This window comes from Sphingobium sp. CR2-8 (assembly GCF_035818615.1).
GTDB lineage: Bacteria > Pseudomonadota > Alphaproteobacteria > Sphingomonadales > Sphingomonadaceae > Sphingobium.
Window position 1 is genome coordinate 1472872 of the sequence record NZ_JAYKZY010000002.1, and the last position, 18528, is coordinate 1491399.

Here is an 18528-nt window from a genome sequence, read left to right on the forward strand (position 1 = left end):
GATCTATGCCGCATCACAAGGCCATAATCATTATGGGGATCGCGGCCACTGCCCTGATTGTGTCGAGTTGCGGCACGACGGTTCGCGACACCACCGATGCGGCGCTGAACCCCAATGATTGGACGGGGTTCGGACGCACCGGCGGCGAACAACATTATAGCCCGCTCGATGGGATCAACAGCGGCAATGTCGGCAAGCTGGGCCTGGTCTGGTCGATGGACCTGCCACCGCAGAACAGCGTGTCCGCGCCGCTGGCGATCGACGGGGTCGTCTATACCGCCACAGGGTACACCTTTGTCCGCGCGATCGATGCGGTGACCGGCAAGCTGTTATGGGAATATGACAGCAAGGCGGCCGAACTATCGGGTCGCAAGCTGCGCCAGGGCTGGGGCATACGCGGCCTTGCCTATGGCGAGGGCAAGATCTTCGTCGGCACGCATGACGGTCGCCTGCTGGCGATCGATGCGAAGACAGGTGCGCTTGCCTGGTCGTCGCGCACGCTGCCGATCGACAATCCCAGCTACATCACCGGCCCGCCCCGCTATTTCGCGGGTAAGGTCATCATCGGCTTCGGCGGCGGCGATGTCAGTTCGGTGCGTGGTTATGTGACGACTTACGACGCGAAAACCGGCAAGCAACTTTGGCGCTTCTACACCGTGCCGGGCAATCCCAAGGATGGCTTCGAAAGCAAGGCCATGGAAATGGCGGCGCGGACCTGGGCCGGGGACTGGTGGAAATATGGCGGCGGCGGAACCGTTTGGAACGCGATGACCTATGACGTCAGCACGGATTCCATCATCCTGGGCGTCGGCAACGGTTCGCCTTGGAACCACAAGGTGCGCAGCGAGGGCAAGGGCGACAATCTGTTCCTGGCGTCCGTCGTGGCGTTGGATGCAAAGACTGGGGCCTATAAATGGCATTATCAGGTCAATCCGGGCGAGACGTGGGACTATAACGCCTCGATGGACATGGAATTGGCTGACCTGACCATCGATGGAAAACGGCGTCAGGTATTGATGACCGCGCCCAAGAACGGCTTTTTCTACGTCATCGACCGGACCAACGGCAAGCTCATCTCAGCTGAACCCTTCGTCAAGGTCAGCTGGGCCAAGCGCATCGACCTCAAGACCGGCCGCCCGGTCGAAGATCCCGACGCGCGCTATCCCGATGGCAAGACCTTCACCATGTGGCCCGGCCCGGTCGGCGCGCATACCTGGCTGCCGATGGCGTATAATCCCAAGGCAGGCCTCGTCTACATCCCGGCGATCGAGATGGCGACCAGCTATAATGACGTCGGCATCACGCGGGCCAACTGGGTGCGGACGCCCGGCAGCGCGGTGGACGGTGCGGCGATCCCCAATTATGTCGTCAAGGACGCCGGCCCCACCAACGCCACCAGCGCGCTATTGGCATGGGACCCGGTGCGCCAGCGCGCGGCGTGGAAAGTGCCGACGCCGGGGCCATGGAATGGCGGCGTGATGACCACTGCGGGCAACCTCGTCTTCCAGGGGCGGATCGACGGCCAGTTCAATGCCTATGCGGCCGACAGTGGCAAGCTGCTATGGCGCTTTGCCGCGCAGGCGCCCGTCACCGCGCCGCCGATCAGCTATGCCGTTAATGGCAAGCAATATGTAACTGTCATCACCGGCATGGGCACCAGCGGCGCGGCGTTCGGCACGCTGCTGCCGGTCAGCATCGACTATCGCACTCAGGCGCGGCGCATCCTGACCTTTGCGCTCGATGGTAAGGCTACCCTGCCCAAAGCCGACATCGCGCCGCTGACGCCTGCCACGGACCCGGATTTCAAGCCCGATCCTGCTATGGAGGCACGCGGGATGCTGACCTACGCGCTGCATTGCGCCGTCTGTCACGGCGTCAATGTCGTCGCGGCCGGCCATGCGCCCGATCTGCGGGCCTCCACCGTGCCAGTTGATCCCACGGCTTTTGCGACGGTCGTTCGGGACGGCGCGCTGGTGTCCAACGGCATGCCGCGTTTCGAAGAGTTCGACGATGCCGCCCTCGCGGCGCTACGCCAATATATCCGGCGCAATAACGCCGACTGGCATCGGGGCGCCGTCCAGACACCGACCGGGAAATAGCGTCGACGGATGATCGGACATGTCTGGTCGGTGGATGTTTCGGGTCAATAGGACGCGCGCTTTTGCCACTGTGACGTCTGCCCCTAAAGCCGTAACGGCGGGGGTGCTTGAAAGGCGTTCGCGCAAACCTGATCGAAGCCTGACGGCGGCATGACAGCATGATCCGCCCTCACGGCAGCCCGGGATACAGACCACCGGTATCAGAAGCGGCTTCACCGCCGACCTCCGGCTCCGTTTTCGCTCCACTTCTGCCTGGATATGGCGGTGGTGAGCTAAATCCATGTGCGGGAGAGTATTTTGGTGACCCCTACGGGCACCCAGCAGTCATGGCAAGGTATTGATTTAAAGTCGGTTCTTGCTTCCGACCCACGATTGATACCATCACAAGTGCCATCTGTCCATTATTATCGCGTGGACTCTTATGGCATTGTTTGAGATGGCGCTTCATCGGCGGATGTGCCGGAAACACCAGTTTTGTCGCGCAGCTTTTGGCCGATTTCGGAATGTCGTTTTACCGGCGGGTAAGAGGGGATAGCCGCCGGCCGTCTTTAGGGCAGGCGACACAATCGTGGGCGAAAATAGCTGCCTGTCGTTCATCGACCAGTTGCAGGCGTGCCAATAGGGTGACACGTTGCGCCACAATTGCAGGAACATTCGGTTCACCGATAACTCCGGTATATGATGCCTGTGCCTTGATCGGAATTACCTTCCGTTTACTCATGCTGAGTATGGTCTGGCTATGCCGCTGTTTTCTCGATCAACAAACCGAATGCGCCCAATTTCGCGCGACGATGCGGAGGGCGAGAACTCGGTAGTTTCTCACACCAGACCTGCAGGTCCAGTGCACGATCGAGAACGCGCGAGGCGGAGGTTATTTGATGATGTCGGTGAGTTTCTGTTGGCTCACGATCTCTCCATAACTCCGTTGAATTTTGGGCTTGCCCATGACTATCTTGCGCGCACCAATCGCGCAGTCGAACTCGAAATTGATGCGATAATAAAATCTGACGATCCGCTGTCGGATGCGGTTATGCTGGAAATATCGCAGAGAACGAACCTCGTGCCAACAGCAGAAGCCCTTCTTGATATGCTTAAAAAAGCACAAAAGGGTGTCAATGTGCTGGATGGAATAGCGACCGCCTCTCGTATATCTGTGCATATGTATGGCGATGCATTACGCGCAGATATCAATCAGGCCGAACGGGGCAAAGAAGTTAAGCCCTTAGTTTCTAAATTGCTGGAAATCACTTCTTCCATGGTGTCGCGCACGGACAAACTGCAGAACGAAATGGATCAGAATCAATCTGAAATATCTCGACTTAAGTCTAAGCTGGATGCGGCCCAACGTGCTGCGAACAAGGACGCTTTGACAAACCTCCCAAACCGACGCGCCTTCGATGCTCAGCTTGAACATGAAGCCAGCAAAGCATTCGCAGACGGTGGTCAGCTTGTGCTGGCGATCTGCGACATTGATCATTTCAAGTCGATTAATGATACGCACGGTCATGATGCAGGAGACCGAGTTCTCCAGTTCGTTTCAAACCAGCTTAAGCAAAACTGCCGACGCTGTTTTGTTGCCCGGATTGGCGGGGAAGAGTTCGGGATATTGCTGCCGGGCCATTCCGTCCCAGATGCAATGGCCAAACTGGACGCTGCACGTCAAAACCTTAGCGAACGAAACATTGTCAATCGTCGCACTGAGCGCGCTATGGGGCGTGTGACATTTTCAGCAGGTTTGGCCGACCGGTTGAACTATGTCGACGGGAGCACTGCGCTAAAGGCGGCTGATGAGGCTCTTTACCTCGCCAAGCGCACTGGTCGGGATCGAGTGTGTGCCGCTTCTTTCGTTCCTCGATCTTCAATAGCCGAGTGATTTCATCCAAGCAGGATCGACGTTTAGTATGTCTTTGATAAAACGACGTCCCAGCGGCATGGTAAGCGGTAAAAATCCCCCACGTGGCCTTGGGAGCGGTGCTGTCATCTGAGTGATCAGGCGGCGCTTGCGATGCTGCTTAGTTCGAACGAAGCTTGGGCGGCGTTGGCATCGAGCCAGTTGTACGGCAACAGATCGTCGATGGGATCGGTGTCTGCGCGGGTGATGATCCGGGCCAGGACATCGCAGAGATAGGCGTAGGGATTGACGTCCAGCATCTTGCAGGTTTCGACCAGCGAGGAGATCGCTGCCCAGTTTTCGGCGCCGAGTTGGTGGCCGGTGAAGAGTGCATTTTTTCTTTGGAGAGTCACCGGCCTGACGGCCCGTTCGGCGGCGTTGTTGTCGATCTCGATCCTGCCGTCGTCGAGGAACCGGGTAAAGCCCGCCCAGCGCTTGAGCGCATATTTCATCGCATCGCTCGTTGCCGATCCAGCCATCATGCGCGGTGCGGTGGCGGCGAACCAGGCATGGAGCTTGTCGACCAGTGGACGGGTTCGCTCCTGCCTGACGGCAAGGCGTTCCTCGGCCGCGCGCCCCCGGATTTCCTTCTCGATGCGATAGATTTCGGCAATGCGCTGCAAGGCGTCCTGCGCGACCGGGGCATCGCTGCCTGCATCGACGAAGCCGCGTCGCAGGTGAGCCCAACAAAAGGACTTCGTGACGCCGGCGTCGGCGCTATCATCCTTGCCGAACTGGTCATAAGCCTGCCAGGCATCGACCTGTAGGATGCCCTGGTATGACCCTAGCAACTGCCTGGCCCACATTTTTCCGCGTCCCGGCATATAGGTATAGAGCGCCAGAGGCGGATCGACGCCGCCATGAGCGCGATCGTCGCACACTATGACCCACATGTAGCCGGTTTTCGTCTTGCCCGTTCCCGGTGCCAGCACCTTGACCGTAGTTTCGTCGACGAACAGACGGGCACGGGCAAGCGCATCGGCGCGCATCCTGTCGGTGATCGGCATCAGCGCAGCGATGCCGCGACCAACCCAGTTCGCCAGAGTGGCGCGGCTGATCTCGATGCCTTGCCGGGCGAAGATCTTCGACTGACGGTAAAGCGGCAAGTGGTCGCAATATTTGTTGATCAGAACATCGGCGATCAGCGCTTCGGTCGGCAAGCCGCCCGGCACGACATGTGCCGGTGCCAACGCCTGGCGAACGCCGTCGCTACAGCAGCGGCAGGCATAGCGGGGTCGGATCGTCACCATCACACGATGCTGGGCCGGGATGATGTCGAGCCTTTCGGACCGGTCCTCACCGATCTTGTGTAGCGCCCCGCCACAGGCACATTCCAGGCTTTCGGGCTCGATCACTGTCTCGAAGCGCGGCAGATGCGCTGGCAGTGATGCGCGCTCGGCATCCGGAGCCCGTCGACGACGCGGCCTGAGGCCATAACGTTCGGCCTCCTCGGCGGTCTTGTCCTGCAAGCCATCGGCTTCGCCAAGGGCGACGCCCTGGTCTTCCAGCGTCAATGCCAGTTGATCGACCGGGAGCTTTTCCGAACGCTTGCCGAAGGTCGAGCGGTTGATCAGCTTGAGGATATGTTCAAGCCGCGCCGCGCGAGCGCGCTCGGCCAGCACCATCGCCTTGAGCTGCTCCACATTATCGGGAAGCTCGTCATATCCAGCCTCCGGGCTGGTCTCGAGAGGGGGTTCAGGATGCGCCGCCACGCCCGTATTCTAGCCGGTTTCGCACGGCTGGGAACACCCCTGCGCCAGACAAAATCAGGCGTGCGATCTACTGTGCATGAAGTGGTTTTGGCACGCGCGGCACATGCATGCGCGACCAGTCCAGCCCCTCGAACAACGCCGAAGCCTGGGCCGCCGACAGCTTCATCACGCCGTCTCCCGGTCGGGGCCAGCGGAACTTCCCATCCTGCAACCGCTTCGTCACGAGTACGAGCCCGGTGCCATCCCATAGCAGGAGTTTTATCCTGTCTGCCCGGCGTGCCCGGAAGACAAAAAGCATGCCTGAGAATGGGTCGAGCCGCAGTTCCTGCTGCACCAGTGAGGCGAGGCCTACCATGCCCTTCCTGAAGTCCACGGGCTGGGTTGCAACCAGCACCTTCAACGGCCCGGGCGGGATGATCACGTGGTCACCCGCGCGGCCAGGAGCACCCGCTCGATATGGTCGGCATCGACGTGCGACGGGATGCGGATCGACAGCCCGCGGGTCTCGATGACGATCTCACCGCCACTCCTCAGGCTCGCGGGCAACGATGACACTGAGGGCGCCGGTGGCCCGGAAGATGGCGGCGGTACGGGAGGTGCAGCCGGGTCTTCGATCACCGCGGGAACAAAGGCCATCCCCTCGGCCCGCTCTCGGAAACGCCCTCGCCAGTTATAAAGCTGTTGCGGGAGCATGCCATGACGCCGCGCCACCTCAGACACATTCGCTCCCTGCTTGAAGCTCTCCTCAATGATCCGCGCCTTCGCCGCCGGAGTCCATCCACGGTTGCCATTCGACAAGGGAATGACATCAAGACGCTCGGCCTTGCCTACCCTCTCAGCCCTTTCAGTTTCGAAACCCGTTTCGAAATCACCACTCATCGCAACCTCGCAAATGCAAGGCGCACTAATTACCAAATCGCCAAATCATGAAAATGTGGGGGATTTTTACCGCTTACGCGGCATGTACATAGTTTCAGTACTTATTAAATTGCTTCGGGAGATGGTACTCGGGGCTATGACGTTGGCGGGATCGTCAGGATCTCCGTCGGCTCCCCATAGCGGTCCCCATTGGTGATCCTTGGTAGGCTTTCGCACAATGTTGGAAACAACGGCAAACAATGCGGTCGAGCTAACCTACTGATACCGATCACCTTAATTTCGGATTAAACACTCACTGCTTCAGCATCCACCCGAAATCGATTTGTTGCTATGTTGGAACAAACGGTTTCCGCGACAGTTACTACATCCACAAATCGTGGAGGATAAGTGCTATGGTCGACGTTCGTGATGATCGTTTCATTGTGAAGAAGAGCAATACCGGACGGACGATTGCAATTCTTGCGATACTCGCGCTTGCGATAGTGGGTCTTTTGTTCGCCACCGGCTTCTGGAGCGCAGATGTTAAAGGTGGCGACTTGCCGGAAGTCAGCGTCGATGGCGGCGCGCTGCCCAAGGTCGATGTCGATAGTAAGGAAGTCGTTGTCGGCACCAAGAAGGAAGAAATTGAAGTTCCGACTGTCGGCGTCAAGGACAACGGCGGCGAATAAGGTTTCGCTCCCATAGCGAATGGAAGGCTCTCCATATCACTATGGAGAGCCTTTTTCATTTACGAGGCAGCAACCACTGGTGACTTGCCCCCCCGAGAGTTTTCCCCCTCTAACGTAGAGTCTGCCCACAGAGGCGCAGACGTATGAGGAAGAGCCGTTTTACCGAGGCCCGGATTATCGGGATGATCAAAGGACAGGAGGCCGGGCTATCGACGGTTCACCCTGCAAAGTCGTGGTAGCTATTGCCATTCATCGGTCAAAATCCGCATGTCGTTTTTTCCTAAACCCGACGATTATCGGTCACTTCTTTAGCTATTCGTGCAAATGGCGGGTTTGGGCGATGTGCGCGTCGAGGTTAATCTAAACGACGGGAAATGACGCACACCGGACAAGTGCGGCTTCCCAGCAGAAGTGTCGTACGTAAAGCTTTATAGCTGACGATGTTTCGCCCTAAATGGATCGTGTTCGCTCGTGTTTGGTTGATACACTTACCTCAAGGAGAACCATCATGACCACAGATAGCACGATCTCAACGCTGAACGGCCTGATCAAGACCACCCTCGATAGCATGAAGGGTTATCAGGACGCTGCGAAGGATGCTGAAAGCACGCAATTCGCGACGATGTTCGCAGATTTCGCGCGGGACCGTAGCGCAGCAGCGACCGATCTTCAGGCCGAAGTTCGCCGCCTTAATGGAAACCCTGAGGACGACAGCAGCTTCCTCGCAGCGGCTCACCGCACCTTCATGGACCTGAAGCAAGCGTTCACTGGCAAGGACGACAAAGCAATCATTCAGGAAGTCGAGCGTGGTGAAGATCACATCAAGGCCAAGTTTGAAGGCGCGCTTCGCGACACGAACCTGGATCCGTCTTCGCGTGCTGTTGTAGAAAAGGCGTTCGTATCGGTCAGAGAAGGCCACGATAAAATGAGCGCGCTGAAGCACAGCATTGCATAACTGGTTGAGGCCGCCCCTTTGCGGGCGGCCTTATTCGTATGGACGACGGCCAACTGACCGGTCCTCCGTCATTTACGGTGCCTCCGAAATAGCGATGGGCGTCCGCTTTCGGTGTCAATCGGCGTCCAAACGGGACCCCCGATCAGCGCGCAAAAGGGACCCCCTTTCGAGTATGGCACGACGGTCGAGGAATGCTCCTTGCGCTGCGCGCGGCGTAGGGAGGGCGGAGCCCGACCGGAGGCGCGCGCAGCGCAAAGCATCTTAATCCCGACCTGCGGCGGGGATCAGTTTCGGTTCTTGAAGCGCCAGCTGTCATTGCCGGTCTCGATGATGTCGCAATGATGGGTGACACGATCGAGAAGAGCGGTGGTCATCTTGGGATCGCCGAACACGGTCGGCCATTCCCCGAACGCCAGGTTGGTCGTGATGATGACGCTGGTTTGCTCATAAAGCTTGCTGACTAGATGGAACAGCAACTGCCCACCTGAGCGGGCGAACGGCAGATAGCCAAGCTCATCGAGCACGACGAGGTCGAGGCGAGAGAGCTGGGCGGCAAGCGCCCCGCTTTTGCCGATCCGGGCTTCCTCTTCGAGACGGGTCACCAGATCCACAGTGTTGAAGTAGCGCCCCCGCGCTCCGGCGCGGACGACATTGGCGGTGATGGCGATGGCCAGATGGGTCTTGCCGGTGCCAGTGCCACCGACCAGGACGACATTGCGCCGTGCGGGCAGGAACGCTCCGCCGTGCAGCGAACGGACCAGCCCCTCGTTGATCGGCGTCCCTTCGAAGCGGAAGGCATCGAGGTCCTTCACCACCGGCAGCTTGGCGGCCGCCATCCGGTATCGGATCGAGGCCGCGTGACGGTGCGTTGCCTCTGCGCGCAGCAGATCGGTCAGTATCTCCATCGTTGTGCGCTGACGCTGGAGCCCTGTGGTGACGGCCTCATCAAACGCGCCAGCCATCCCCTTGAGTCCGAGCCCGCGCATCGCGTCGATCATGTCATGCCGCTGCATGGAAGTTCCTCAGTTGGTCGTAACGGGCACAGTCGGCGATCGGCGGATGCCTCAGGGCGTTGTCCTCCGAAGTGACGATCGTCAGCGGTTGCGGCGGTTCGCGGCGCCGTGCCAGGATATTGAGGATCAGATCGTCGCTCGCCGTGCCGGTCGCCAGCGCCTCCCGCACGGCGGCTTCGACGATCTCCAGGCCATCGGTCAGCACGGCCGCCAGCACGCGCACGAACCGCCGATCGGCATCATCGCCGTTGCCCAGCTTGCGTCGCAACCGGGCGAGCGCCGGCGGCAGTTCCCAGTCCTGGAAGGGTGCGCCGTTGCGCAAAGCGCCGGGCTTGCGGGCCAGCACCGGGAGATAGTGCCAGGGATCGTAGATGGTCCGGTTCCGCCCGAAGAAGCGGGGATGCTCAGCGGCGACCTCATCGCCGCATCGCACGACAATGCGGTCGGCATAGGCCCGAACCTGCACCGTGCGCCGCGCCACCGTCGAGAGGACCGAGTAACGGTTGCGATCGTAGCTGATCAGGCAGGTGCCCGACACGCCGTGCTCGCTCTCGTTGAAGCCGTCGAACGGCCCCAGCATCGACTGTAATGCAGGGCGTTCGATCTCCAGCATCTGCGCCACGGTCTGGTCGCCGTGCTCAGGATGGGCCTGTCGTTCGGCCCAGCGCCGACACTCAGCTTCCAGCCAGCCATTGAGCTCCTCAAGGCTGGCGAACCGCAGACGAGGCTGGAAGAAACGCCCTCGGATCGTCTGCACCTGATTCTCGACCTGACCCTTCTCCCATCCCGCCGCCGGCGAGCAGGCCGTGGGCTCGACCATATAATGGTCGGCCATGATCAGGAACCGCCGGTTGAACACCCGGTCCTTGCCGGTGAACACGCTCGTCACCGCCGTCTTCATATTATCGTAGATGCCGCGCCGGGGCACGCCGCCGAAGAAGGCAAAGCCGCGCGCATGCGCGTCAAACAGCATCTCCTGGGTCTCGCGTGGATAAGCCCGGACATACACAGCCCGCGACGCGCACAGCCGCATGTGCGCGACCTTTACCCGCATCGGCTTGCCGGCGATCTCGACATCCTCGTGGCTCCAGTCGAACTGGTAGGCCTCGCCGGGCTGGAACATCATCGGAATAAAGGCCGTCGTCCCGTCGCCGAAATCCCTGCGCCGCTCGACCTTCCACCGTGCCGCATAGCGGCGCACGGCATCGTAAGAGCCCTCGAAACCCTCACGCACCAGAAGGTCGTGGATACGGGTCATCCGAAGCCGGTCACGCCGGCCCCGTAACTCGTTCTCTTCCAGCAGCCCATCCAGGCGATCCTGAAACGGACCGATCCGCGGCAGCGGCTGAACCTTGCGTCGATAATCAAATGCGCCTTCCGGCGCCCGGATCGCCTTGCGGATCACCTTCCGCGACACATGCAGATCACGCGCGATCGCCTTGATCGCCTTCCCGCCGGCATACTCACGCCGGATACGAACCACTGTCTCCAAAACCAACATCCCGATCTCGCCGCATGAACTTCCACGCGGCTGTGTAAGCTATCGAAATGAGGGGTCCCTTTTAGACGCCGATCACCCCGCTAACGGGGTCCTTTTTGCACGCCGATCCACAGCTTTCGGGAAAGGAAAACCAGTCCGCTGACGTCAGACAGTGGCGTATTTTCGCCCGGCAGTTCGTTGGCTTAAACTGGCCGATTTTGGGAAGTCCGGTTTGGAGCGCCCACACCAGAATAGCTGCCTTATGACCAGCGTGGGCTACTGGGGCAATCGGCCGTTCCCAGTTCCGGCGCCGATCGGTGGGAATACTCCAAAGCCGCTACTCGTTACATAGGCTTAGGACGGGCTTTCTACTCAAGGACACATACCCATAAATCTGATTCCCAAGGTATCTGTGATCCGCTTCAATTCTCCGAAGGAGAACGGGATGGCGCGGCTCGATCCGGCGGATCTCGAGTAGTCGGTGATCATGCCATTGCTGCCGACCAAGGCTCTAGTCGTAAAGCGCGTCGACGACCGGCGGGTGGCCTGAATGGCCGACAGACCTTTACATCTCCTGCATGGGCAGCATTATGCAATGAGTCCCGCGCCGCGCGGCTGGTGCATCGGTATTCCGAGCGAAAAGAGGCGGGGATTCCACTGGACGCGCCTACGGACCATTCAGTGATCGAGATTGCGTCGGAGCCCGGTTGTGGCAAAAGCGATTCCAATCTTAATCTACGTTGCGACGATTTTTCAGATACTTAATTTGATATAAACCTTCCTCCGCCATGGATAAATCTACTGGAGGGAGTTCCATGGGGTTTCTAACGCGGTTGCGCGACAACCAAGCGGGTAACGTGCTCGTGATGGTCGCGGCTGGCTTTATTCCGCTGCTGGGGTTTATCGGCGGCGGCGTCGATATGGCGCGTATCTATCTCGTGAAGACTCGCTTGCAGCATGCCTGCGATGCTGGCGCCCTTGCAGGCCGCAAGCAGATGGCGGGCGGCGCGTGGAATGCCAGCAATGAGAAGGCACGCAGTACCGCAGAGGGCATCTTCAACATCAACTACGTTCCCGGTGCCTACGGATCGGGCGGTCTGACGAAGACCTTCTCGGAAAGCCAAGGGAAGGTTACCGGGACCGCCTCTGTTTCTCTCCCCATGACGATCATGGTGATTTTCGGTCACTCATCGAAGACGATCGACGTGACGTGCGACGCAGAAATGCGCATTCCCAACACCGATGTCATGTTCGTGCTCGACACCACAGGCTCGATGGCTTCGGTCAATCCAGGCGACGGTGACACGAAAATCAATGGTCTAAAAGTAGCGGTCAAGTGCTTCTATGAGGCGTTGGCGAAGGTCGATACGACAGCGAATTGCGGCAGCAACCCGACGGGCAATCGCAACAATGATGTTCAGCTCCGCTTTGGCTTTGTGCCCTATTCGTCCAATGTGAACGTGGGTCGTCTGCTACGCAACGAATGGATGGTTGATGCAGCGCTCTATCAGTCACGCAAGGCTAAGACGACCGGGAACACCGATGTCGATGGCTATAAAGAGGGTAAGGCTGAAGTCGCTTCCTCAGAGCAGATTCCCTACAATATGAATTGGAGCGCGTGGGAAAATTTCGGAAGCGCTAGCGGCTCAAGCTGCACCGGTAAAATCCCAGCCGATTCCATTGAAATGACGGGCACGGAGAGCGCCCCCTATAATCAGAGCACCAGCGGCGGTGGTGAGACCCGTGTCGTAAGCTGGTCAACCAATCAGGACGGCCGTTACTATAATTACCAGGGCGTAATGGTCACAGGCAAATGCCAGATCCAACGCCGGTACATCAGTGGCTATTTGAAGCGGAATTATCAGCGCAGCGATACAACAGGCTTCAAGGATTACGAATACGATCAACTCGCCTTCAACGTGGGGGGGCTGAAGGCAGGCGGAACGAGTTGGAACGCCGGTATTACTGCGCCTGTCGGTCCCTACGGTCAGACAGCCACGATCGCGTGGGATGGCTGCATCGAGGAACGCCAGACCTATCAAAATACCGATGACGATCCGACGGGCGAATTCAGCCCTGTTCCCAGCAGCGCATTCGATATGAACATCGACATGATGCCCACTGGATCGGATGCGACGAAGTGGAAGCCACTGCTCCCCGACCTCGTGTGGGGACGATATGACAGCGTCGGAAACTGGACGACCGCAAAGGTCAAGACAAGCTCCGATCTTAGTCGAAACTACACCTATGCCTGTCCCACTGCAGCAGCGAAGCTAAAGCCATATTCGAATGCCAACGCATTTGAGGGATATGTAAATACACTTTATCCAAACGGTAACACCTACCACGACATCGGCTTGTTGTGGGGCGCGCGCCTCATGTCGCCGACGGGTCTTTTCAGCTCGGAGAATGCGTTTACTCCCAGCGGCGGGGAAATTGAACGCCATCTGGTGTTCATGACCGATGGTGACACGGTAACCAGCAATCAGGGCTATACCGCGCATGGTGTAGGCTGGTGGGACCGACGACAGACCCGCAGCAATGCCGGGCCGAGCGCCAATATCCTTACGGCAGTGGTAAACGAGCGGACGAAAGCCCTTTGTGCCGCCATAAAGTCGAAGAACATCACATTGTGGGTTGTTTCCTTTGGCACTGGGGTAAGCTCCAGCGCGCAGACGCTGCTGCAATCCTGTGCTTCTCCCAACCGCTTTTACGTTGCCGCCAACAGCGCCACCCTTATTTCAAACTTCCAGCAAATTGCGGACGAAATATCGCAATTGAGGCTGACGAAATGATCGGCGATCGATACTGGCTAGAACGGCTGAGAGGAGACGAGAAAGGCGCAACAATCGTTGAATTCGGCCTCATTGCCATCTTGTTTGTATCTACTCTGCTTGGCTTCATGGACCTTGGGCATAGTCTCTATGTCCAGTCAGTGCTTCAGGGCTCCGTCCAGAAGACCGCGCGGGATGCGACGCTTGAAAGTGGGAAAGCGGAGGTGCAACAATCGGTGCTCGATGCGGCAGTTAGGGAGCGCGTGCAACATCTCGCTGCAAACTCAACGGTTACATTCTCCCGCCGATATTTTAGGGATTTTACCAAGGCAGCGCAGGCGACGGCTGAGCCTTATCAGGACATAAACGCCAATGGCCGTTGCGACAATAACGAACCATTTCAGGATAACAACCGCAACACAGTGTGGGATCGCGATGGCGGGGACAATGGTCAGGGTGGCGCAAAGGACGATGTGGTTTACACGGTTCAGATCACCTTCCCACGCCTCTTGCCAATCGCAAAGCTCGTAGGAATGTCTGAGACGGTGACGGTCGAAGCAAGGACGGTCCTCGAAAACCAGCCTTTCGGCGAGCAAGGTGCATATGGACCGCCGACTGTGGGAAACTGCATATGAAGTTGATCTCGTTTTGCAAAAGACTTGTTGGCGAGCACCGCGCGGTAGCGGCCGTAGAGTTCGGTTTAGCCCTACCTCTCATGACCGCCATTGCTTTTGCCGGAGCCGAACTCACCAGCTTTGTGACCACGAAAATGCGCATCAGTCAGCTTGCCCTACATGTCGCCGACAATGCGGCACGGATCGGCACCGGAACGGTCCTTGCCAACAAACAAATCACCGAAGCGCAGATTAACGATCTTCTGACTGGAGCTGGGCTACAGGGAGGACGGCTTGACCTCTATGGCCACGGTCGCGTCATTTTGAGCAGTCTCGAACCCGTCGCCAATCCCAATCCCACCAATCGCTACCGGATTAGATGGCAGAGGTGTCGTGGAAGCAAGATTTGGCCGTCCTCATACGGGAGGGCGGGCGATAGCAACTTGGCAGGCCTTACTGTTGGAGGCCAAACGGCGACCGCGCCAGACGATGGTGCTCTTATTTTTGTGGAAGTTGCGTATAATTACCAGCCGCTGATAACACGTCTTTTTATACCGAATGATCAGATCACGGCCATCGCGGCCATGACAGTTCGGGATCAGAGAGATTATGGCGGCGGTTCAAACGGCATCTACAATAATGAGAATGTCGTTCCTTCAACATGCTGATGGATAAGTAAAATCATGGATAAGTTCATTTACGTCGCTATTGGTGTAGGTGCATTAGTTGTTGCGGCAGTCGACCAGGTCGGTGGGGGCGCTCAAGAGGACGCCGCCGTGCCGCAAGGATTTAGCGCGCTGCAATCCCCTGTCTCTAATCCATCCGGTGCCAGTCCGTCGGTCGAATATGCCCCAAACTTCGTCCAAGAGCCGAACATCGATCAAGCCTTTAACCCCATACCCCGCGCGGAAGATTTGGGTGGAAGGGTGATCGAAGACCGTTTTCAGTCAGACGGGTAGAGCAAGCTGGCGGGGTAGGCCGTGCTGTCCCAGGAGATGTATCATAGAACAGAATTCAACCGGACACGAAGAAACTTTCGCTTATCGAATGGTTAGGCTCTTGGGATCTAGGCGCTCTTTCGGCGCATAAAGCTCGCTGCTTTCTTGCAATAAATAATTGGGCACGAAGGTCTTAAACGAAGCTTTCGGCTTCACGAGAAAAACATCGTCCAGATTTATGAGGTGGGCGAATTTAACACCGACTCGGCCGTCTTTGGTCCATCGCACATCGGCTTCCAATGGTTCGGCAAGGCCAATGTCGAGCGAGACTAAATCTCCAACGTGCAGTGGCAGGCTGGTTTCCACCATCGCTCCTGTGCAGGAAATGTTTCGAAGCCTGACTGTCTCATCCTTCCCTTGCGTGCCGATCCGACCTGCTCTGATGATCCTGCGCCGTTCGGCACGGTCTGTTTTGAAGCCGCTGACGATCGATTGATTAGTCTGCGTGCGCGAATAGGCTGCTTTCGCATCCATAGGTCGTCCGTAGATGTAACCCTGGATAAGCGTGCATCCCAACTCGCGGACGAGCGCCAGTTGGTCCTCCGTTTCGACCCCTTCCGCCGTGGTGATCATACCCAGATCGGTCGCAAGATTAACAATTGCTCTGATAATCGGGATGTTATTATTACCAGTGAGCGTAGCGCCCCGGACAAATGATTGATCAATCTTGATTTTATCGAACGGAATGTTCTTGAGATAGCCAAGGCTTGAATATCCTGTACCAAAATCGTCAAGCGATATTTTGACACCGAGGCCCTTTAGCGTCGCGATGGTGGCGCGCGTCTTCGCAGTTTCATCGAGTAGAGCGCCCTCGGTAATTTCGAGTTCAAGTCGGTCTGCGGTCACTCCTGCATAAGCCAAGGCGCTAGTCACGAGAACGGGAAGCGCTTGGCTTGAAAACTGAACCGGCGAAATGTTCACAGCCACGCTTATGTGATCAGGCCATTTTGCAGCCTCGATGCAGGCGGTACGAAGAACCCAATCACCCAACTCTATGATCAGTCCAGATTCTTCCGCAATCGGGATGAAGACCGCTGGTGACACAGATCCACGCACCGGATGTGTCCAGCGTACCAAAGCTTCAAATCCAACCAGATCACCAGTTTGCGTGTTGACCACTGGCTGATAGGCGAGGTGAAACTCTCCCTTCTCCAGCGCCCGCCGCATATCCTCTTCGATTTGTTGCCGTGAGCGCGCTTGTTCGTGCATCTGGGAGGCAAAGAAGTGAAATGTGCCTTTACCGGCTGCTTTTGCCGCATACAGTGCCAAGTCTGCATCGCGAACGAGATCGACGGCCGAACGATGGTCATGATCAGATGTGGCGATGCCAATCGATGTCCCGATAGTGATCAAATGCGATTTAATGAGATAGGGCTGTGACAGGCTATGTATGATGTCCTCAGCGATGCCGGATAGAATCTCAATCTCGCAGATATCTGCAAAGACAATCTGAAACTCGTCTCCACCAAGGCGACCGACCTGTCCTCTTCCCGCAATAGAGTTCACGAGACGCTCAGAGACGGATTTGAGCAATTGGTCGCCCACCAGATGACCAAATGTATCGTTGACGAGTTTGAACCTGTCGAGGTCCAATATCATCGTAGAGCATCGCTGCCTGCGATGGGCGGCGGAGATAAGACTGTTTTCCAGAGCTTGCCGCATCGTCTCACAATTCGCCAAACTCGTTAGCGAATCAAAGCGCGCCAATTGCAGCAGTTTGATCTCGGAATTCTTCTGATCCGTCAGGTCAACTGCGAAGCCAACAAAACCGCGATATTGGCCAGCCTCATCGTGCTTGGGTTCGCCCGTAATGGACCACCATATATCCCCTCGTGCCTTGAATTTTACCACCAATCCTTCAAACGGTAAGCGGGAGGCAATGTAAAAGCTCAAGCTCCTCTCCGAGGCTTCTTCAGCCAGGCTGGCGTCATTATCGACCAAATCTGAAAGGCTTGCGGGAAATATCATGCAATCCGCCATAGCGCGACTGATCTTGGGGCTGAGATATGCCAACGTCCCGTCGTCATGTGTTTCCCAGAACCAGCCCTTCCCACTGTCTTCATATTTTTCAACCAAGCGCGTGGCTTGGCCGTCGGACAGGCAGGCACCTCCAATATTTGATAGTCGGCTTGGTCGCACACAGCCCTCCTCAATTTCAGTTTGGCATCGGGAGGTTGATATTTCCTTGCAATTCAAACTGTTGCCTGATCGTAACGGTTTTAGTAGCCGCGTCGCTTCGAGCAGGCCATTTCACCGACTGCCACGTCTGCTGTTAATATCTGACAAAATACGATGATCTACCAGTAGCGCAAAGATTAGTGTTAATTGTCGGCTTAACGCTGTCTCGTTCCCTATAGCGGACTGACCGCTCCCGAGCGCCGAAAAATCTGCCTCGAATGGCAAAAAGTGGCGCAAAGCCGTCGGTCGGAGAAAACATCAATCTCGGTCACGAGCCGCGCATCCTTGCGCTGATGCCGTGAATATCGGCACCGCGTGGGCACGTCACCGCAGGCAGCGTCCGAGAGTCACTGTCGGATTGGCTAGGCGTCCGACAACGATAGCCGAAGGGTATTCCGCCACCGGTCGATTGTCGCTGGGCGAAGCAGAATGGCCGCGCGCTACCCAACAAGCGCCGAAGCGGCCAGTCGGCTTCGCGACGAGAGCCCCAAGCCGAACGATCAAGACTGCGACATCCTTACTCTGACTGTGCAACTTACCGGCACCTTGGCCTTGGCTGCTGCCCTCTGACATGCGGCAAGGCTGTCGCGATTCTCCCGCGCCAGGTCGGCGGCGTCAACAATTGCCTGCCAGCCTTCCGGGTTCTCGGTTCGCATTAGGCGGATACCAGCATCCCATACCGTTGCCTCGCCCAGCGTACGACGGGCAACCCGTTCCGGCCAAAGCCAGCTTTGCGGGCCGATGCTGGCCGCCCAGCCGGGATAAATCAGCCACAGAAGCGATACGGCCAGCGCTGCGCCGCCGCCGCAATACATGATGTGCCAGCGCTGCTGCTGTTTGGTCCGAATGGTTCCGACCGCGCGCATTTGATCCGCATGGACTTGATGGTGCAATTCCAGCGATTTCTTGATCGTAGCCCGGTCGGTCTCGCGTGCGGCGTGTGCCGCGTCGCCAATCCGCTCCGCCATGCTCTCCGGCGTCAACTGCATGGCGGGTGCATCAATGATTGTTTTCGTCTGCGCCGCCAACGTCGCGAGATAGCCGTTCATCTTGGCAAGCGTCGGGCCGTAGTCGGGGTACTCGATGCTCTGCTTCTCGATGGCGATATGCTCAAGCGCGCGGGCCATCACCGCCATGCGCCCTTCAAGCCGCTCCTCCATAGCGGCGACGCGCTCCGAGAGCTGCGCGAACGCCTCGGCGGCGGCGTTGGGCCGGGGTTCCGGCTCCGGTTCGTTCAAAAGGCTTTGTTCGTCGTCCATGTCGTTGT

15 protein-coding genes are annotated in these 18528 nt (G+C 57.8%); 8 read left to right on the top strand and 7 right to left on the bottom strand.

Features of this window, described 5'->3' with window-relative positions:
* Positions 1 to 5: 5 nt before the first annotated feature.
* Both U5A82_RS11110 and U5A82_RS11120 read left to right on the top strand, forming a co-directional pair.
* Entirely contained in the window at positions 6 to 2099 is a 2094-nt protein-coding gene (locus U5A82_RS11110; RefSeq protein ID WP_326290885.1) for a PQQ-dependent dehydrogenase, methanol/ethanol family, read from the top strand.
* A gap of 898 nt (positions 2100 to 2997) precedes the next feature.
* Complete coding sequence (locus U5A82_RS11120; protein ID WP_326290886.1) at positions 2998 to 3972, top strand: GGDEF domain-containing protein; 975 nt, start codon at positions 2998 to 3000, stop codon at positions 3970 to 3972.
* A gap of 116 nt (positions 3973 to 4088) precedes the next feature.
* On the opposite strand, the gene tnpC is transcribed toward U5A82_RS11120, so the two are convergent.
* The 3 genes from tnpC to tnpA form a co-directional block, all read right to left on the bottom strand.
* Positions 4089 to 5615 carry an IS66 family transposase gene (gene tnpC, locus U5A82_RS11125; RefSeq protein ID WP_326288792.1) on the bottom strand — a complete coding sequence of 509 codons (1527 nt, stop codon included), beginning with the start codon at positions 5613 to 5615 and terminating at the stop codon, positions 4089 to 4091.
* A gap of 154 nt (positions 5616 to 5769) precedes the next feature.
* The gene (tnpB, locus tag U5A82_RS11130) at positions 5770 to 6123 is read right to left on the bottom strand and encodes an IS66 family insertion sequence element accessory protein TnpB (protein ID WP_278391367.1); all 354 of its coding nucleotides are present in this window, start codon (positions 6121 to 6123) and stop codon (positions 5770 to 5772) included.
* On the bottom strand, positions 6120 to 6581 hold the full coding sequence (tnpA, locus tag U5A82_RS11135) for an IS66-like element accessory protein TnpA (RefSeq protein ID WP_326288525.1): 462 nt from the start codon (positions 6579 to 6581) through the stop codon (positions 6120 to 6122). Before tnpA ends, tnpB begins: the two co-directional genes overlap by 4 nt.
* Positions 6582 to 6973: 392 nt before the next feature.
* Here tnpA and U5A82_RS11140 point away from each other — a divergent pair, with 392 nt between their 5' ends.
* On the top strand, positions 6974 to 7249 hold the full coding sequence (locus tag U5A82_RS11140) for a hypothetical protein (RefSeq protein ID WP_326290887.1): 276 nt from the start codon (positions 6974 to 6976) through the stop codon (positions 7247 to 7249).
* 508 nt (positions 7250 to 7757) lie between these two features.
* Complete coding sequence (locus U5A82_RS11145; protein WP_326290888.1) at positions 7758 to 8204, top strand: ferritin-like domain-containing protein; 447 nt, start codon at positions 7758 to 7760, stop codon at positions 8202 to 8204.
* A gap of 284 nt (positions 8205 to 8488) precedes the next feature.
* Here U5A82_RS11145 and istB read toward each other — a convergent pair whose 3' ends face one another.
* Positions 8489 to 9217, bottom strand: coding sequence for an IS21-like element helper ATPase IstB (gene istB / locus U5A82_RS11150; RefSeq protein ID WP_170172217.1), 729 nt, complete (start codon positions 9215 to 9217; stop codon positions 8489 to 8491).
* Positions 9204 to 10718 carry an IS21 family transposase gene (gene istA, locus U5A82_RS11155; protein WP_326290889.1) on the bottom strand — a complete coding sequence of 505 codons (1515 nt, stop codon included), beginning with the start codon at positions 10716 to 10718 and terminating at the stop codon, positions 9204 to 9206. The genes istB and istA overlap by 14 nt, the downstream gene beginning before the upstream one ends.
* A gap of 794 nt (positions 10719 to 11512) precedes the next feature.
* Between istA and U5A82_RS11160 the strand changes: the two genes are divergently transcribed.
* From U5A82_RS11160 to U5A82_RS11175, 4 genes are read left to right on the top strand one after another with little or no spacing between them, the layout of a single operon-like run.
* Entirely contained in the window at positions 11513 to 13492 is a 1980-nt protein-coding gene (locus U5A82_RS11160; RefSeq protein WP_326290890.1) for a pilus assembly protein, read from the top strand.
* Positions 13489 to 14106 (top strand): TadE/TadG family type IV pilus assembly protein, encoded by a 618-nt coding sequence (locus tag U5A82_RS11165; protein WP_326290891.1) that lies wholly within the window; start codon positions 13489 to 13491, stop codon positions 14104 to 14106. Before U5A82_RS11160 ends, U5A82_RS11165 begins: the two co-directional genes overlap by 4 nt.
* Positions 14103 to 14753 (top strand): TadE/TadG family type IV pilus assembly protein, encoded by a 651-nt coding sequence (locus tag U5A82_RS11170; protein ID WP_326290892.1) that lies wholly within the window; start codon positions 14103 to 14105, stop codon positions 14751 to 14753. Before U5A82_RS11165 ends, U5A82_RS11170 begins: the two co-directional genes overlap by 4 nt.
* A 15-nt stretch (positions 14754 to 14768) precedes the next feature.
* Positions 14769 to 15044, top strand: a complete 276-nt coding sequence (locus U5A82_RS11175) for a hypothetical protein (RefSeq protein WP_326290893.1) — start codon at positions 14769 to 14771, stop codon at positions 15042 to 15044.
* Between the two features lie 81 nt (positions 15045 to 15125).
* Here the strand turns inward: U5A82_RS11175 and U5A82_RS11180 are convergent, their stop codons facing one another.
* Positions 15126 to 17159 carry an EAL domain-containing protein gene (locus tag U5A82_RS11180; RefSeq protein ID WP_326290895.1) on the bottom strand — a complete coding sequence of 678 codons (2034 nt, stop codon included), beginning with the start codon at positions 17157 to 17159 and terminating at the stop codon, positions 15126 to 15128.
* A 602-nt stretch (positions 17160 to 17761) separates the two neighbouring features.
* Entirely contained in the window at positions 17762 to 18520 is a 759-nt protein-coding gene (locus tag U5A82_RS11185; RefSeq protein ID WP_326290897.1) for a DUF6118 family protein, read from the bottom strand.
* Positions 18521 to 18528 lie beyond the last annotated feature (8 nt).

Bases quoted from the DNA above. Each gene is read 5' to 3' on its own strand.
- U5A82_RS11165 (WP_326290891.1), top strand. From the start codon at position 13,489: ATGATCGGCGATCGATACTGGCTAGAACGGCTGAGAGGAGACGAGAAA.
- istB (WP_170172217.1), bottom strand. From the start codon at position 9,217: ATGCAGCGGCATGACATGATCGACGCGATGCGCGGGCTCGGACTCAAG.
- U5A82_RS11140 (WP_326290887.1), top strand. From the start codon at position 6,974: ATGGTCGACGTTCGTGATGATCGTTTCATTGTGAAGAAGAGCAATACC.
- U5A82_RS11175 (WP_326290893.1), top strand. From the start codon at position 14,769: ATGGATAAGTTCATTTACGTCGCTATTGGTGTAGGTGCATTAGTTGTT.
- tnpC (WP_326288792.1), bottom strand. From the start codon at position 5,615: ATGGTGCTGGCCGAGCGCGCTCGCGCGGCGCGGCTTGAACATATCCTC.
- tnpA (WP_326288525.1), bottom strand. From the start codon at position 6,581: ATGAGTGGTGATTTCGAAACGGGTTTCGAAACTGAAAGGGCTGAGAGG.
- istA (WP_326290889.1), bottom strand. From the start codon at position 10,718: ATGTTGGTTTTGGAGACAGTGGTTCGTATCCGGCGTGAGTATGCCGGC.
- U5A82_RS11185 (WP_326290897.1), bottom strand. From the start codon at position 18,520: ATGGACGACGAACAAAGCCTTTTGAACGAACCGGAGCCGGAACCCCGG.
- U5A82_RS11160 (WP_326290890.1), top strand. From the start codon at position 11,513: ATGGGGTTTCTAACGCGGTTGCGCGACAACCAAGCGGGTAACGTGCTC.
- U5A82_RS11170 (WP_326290892.1), top strand. From the start codon at position 14,103: ATGAAGTTGATCTCGTTTTGCAAAAGACTTGTTGGCGAGCACCGCGCG.
- U5A82_RS11110 (WP_326290885.1), top strand. From the start codon at position 6: ATGCCGCATCACAAGGCCATAATCATTATGGGGATCGCGGCCACTGCC.
- U5A82_RS11145 (WP_326290888.1), top strand. From the start codon at position 7,758: ATGACCACAGATAGCACGATCTCAACGCTGAACGGCCTGATCAAGACC.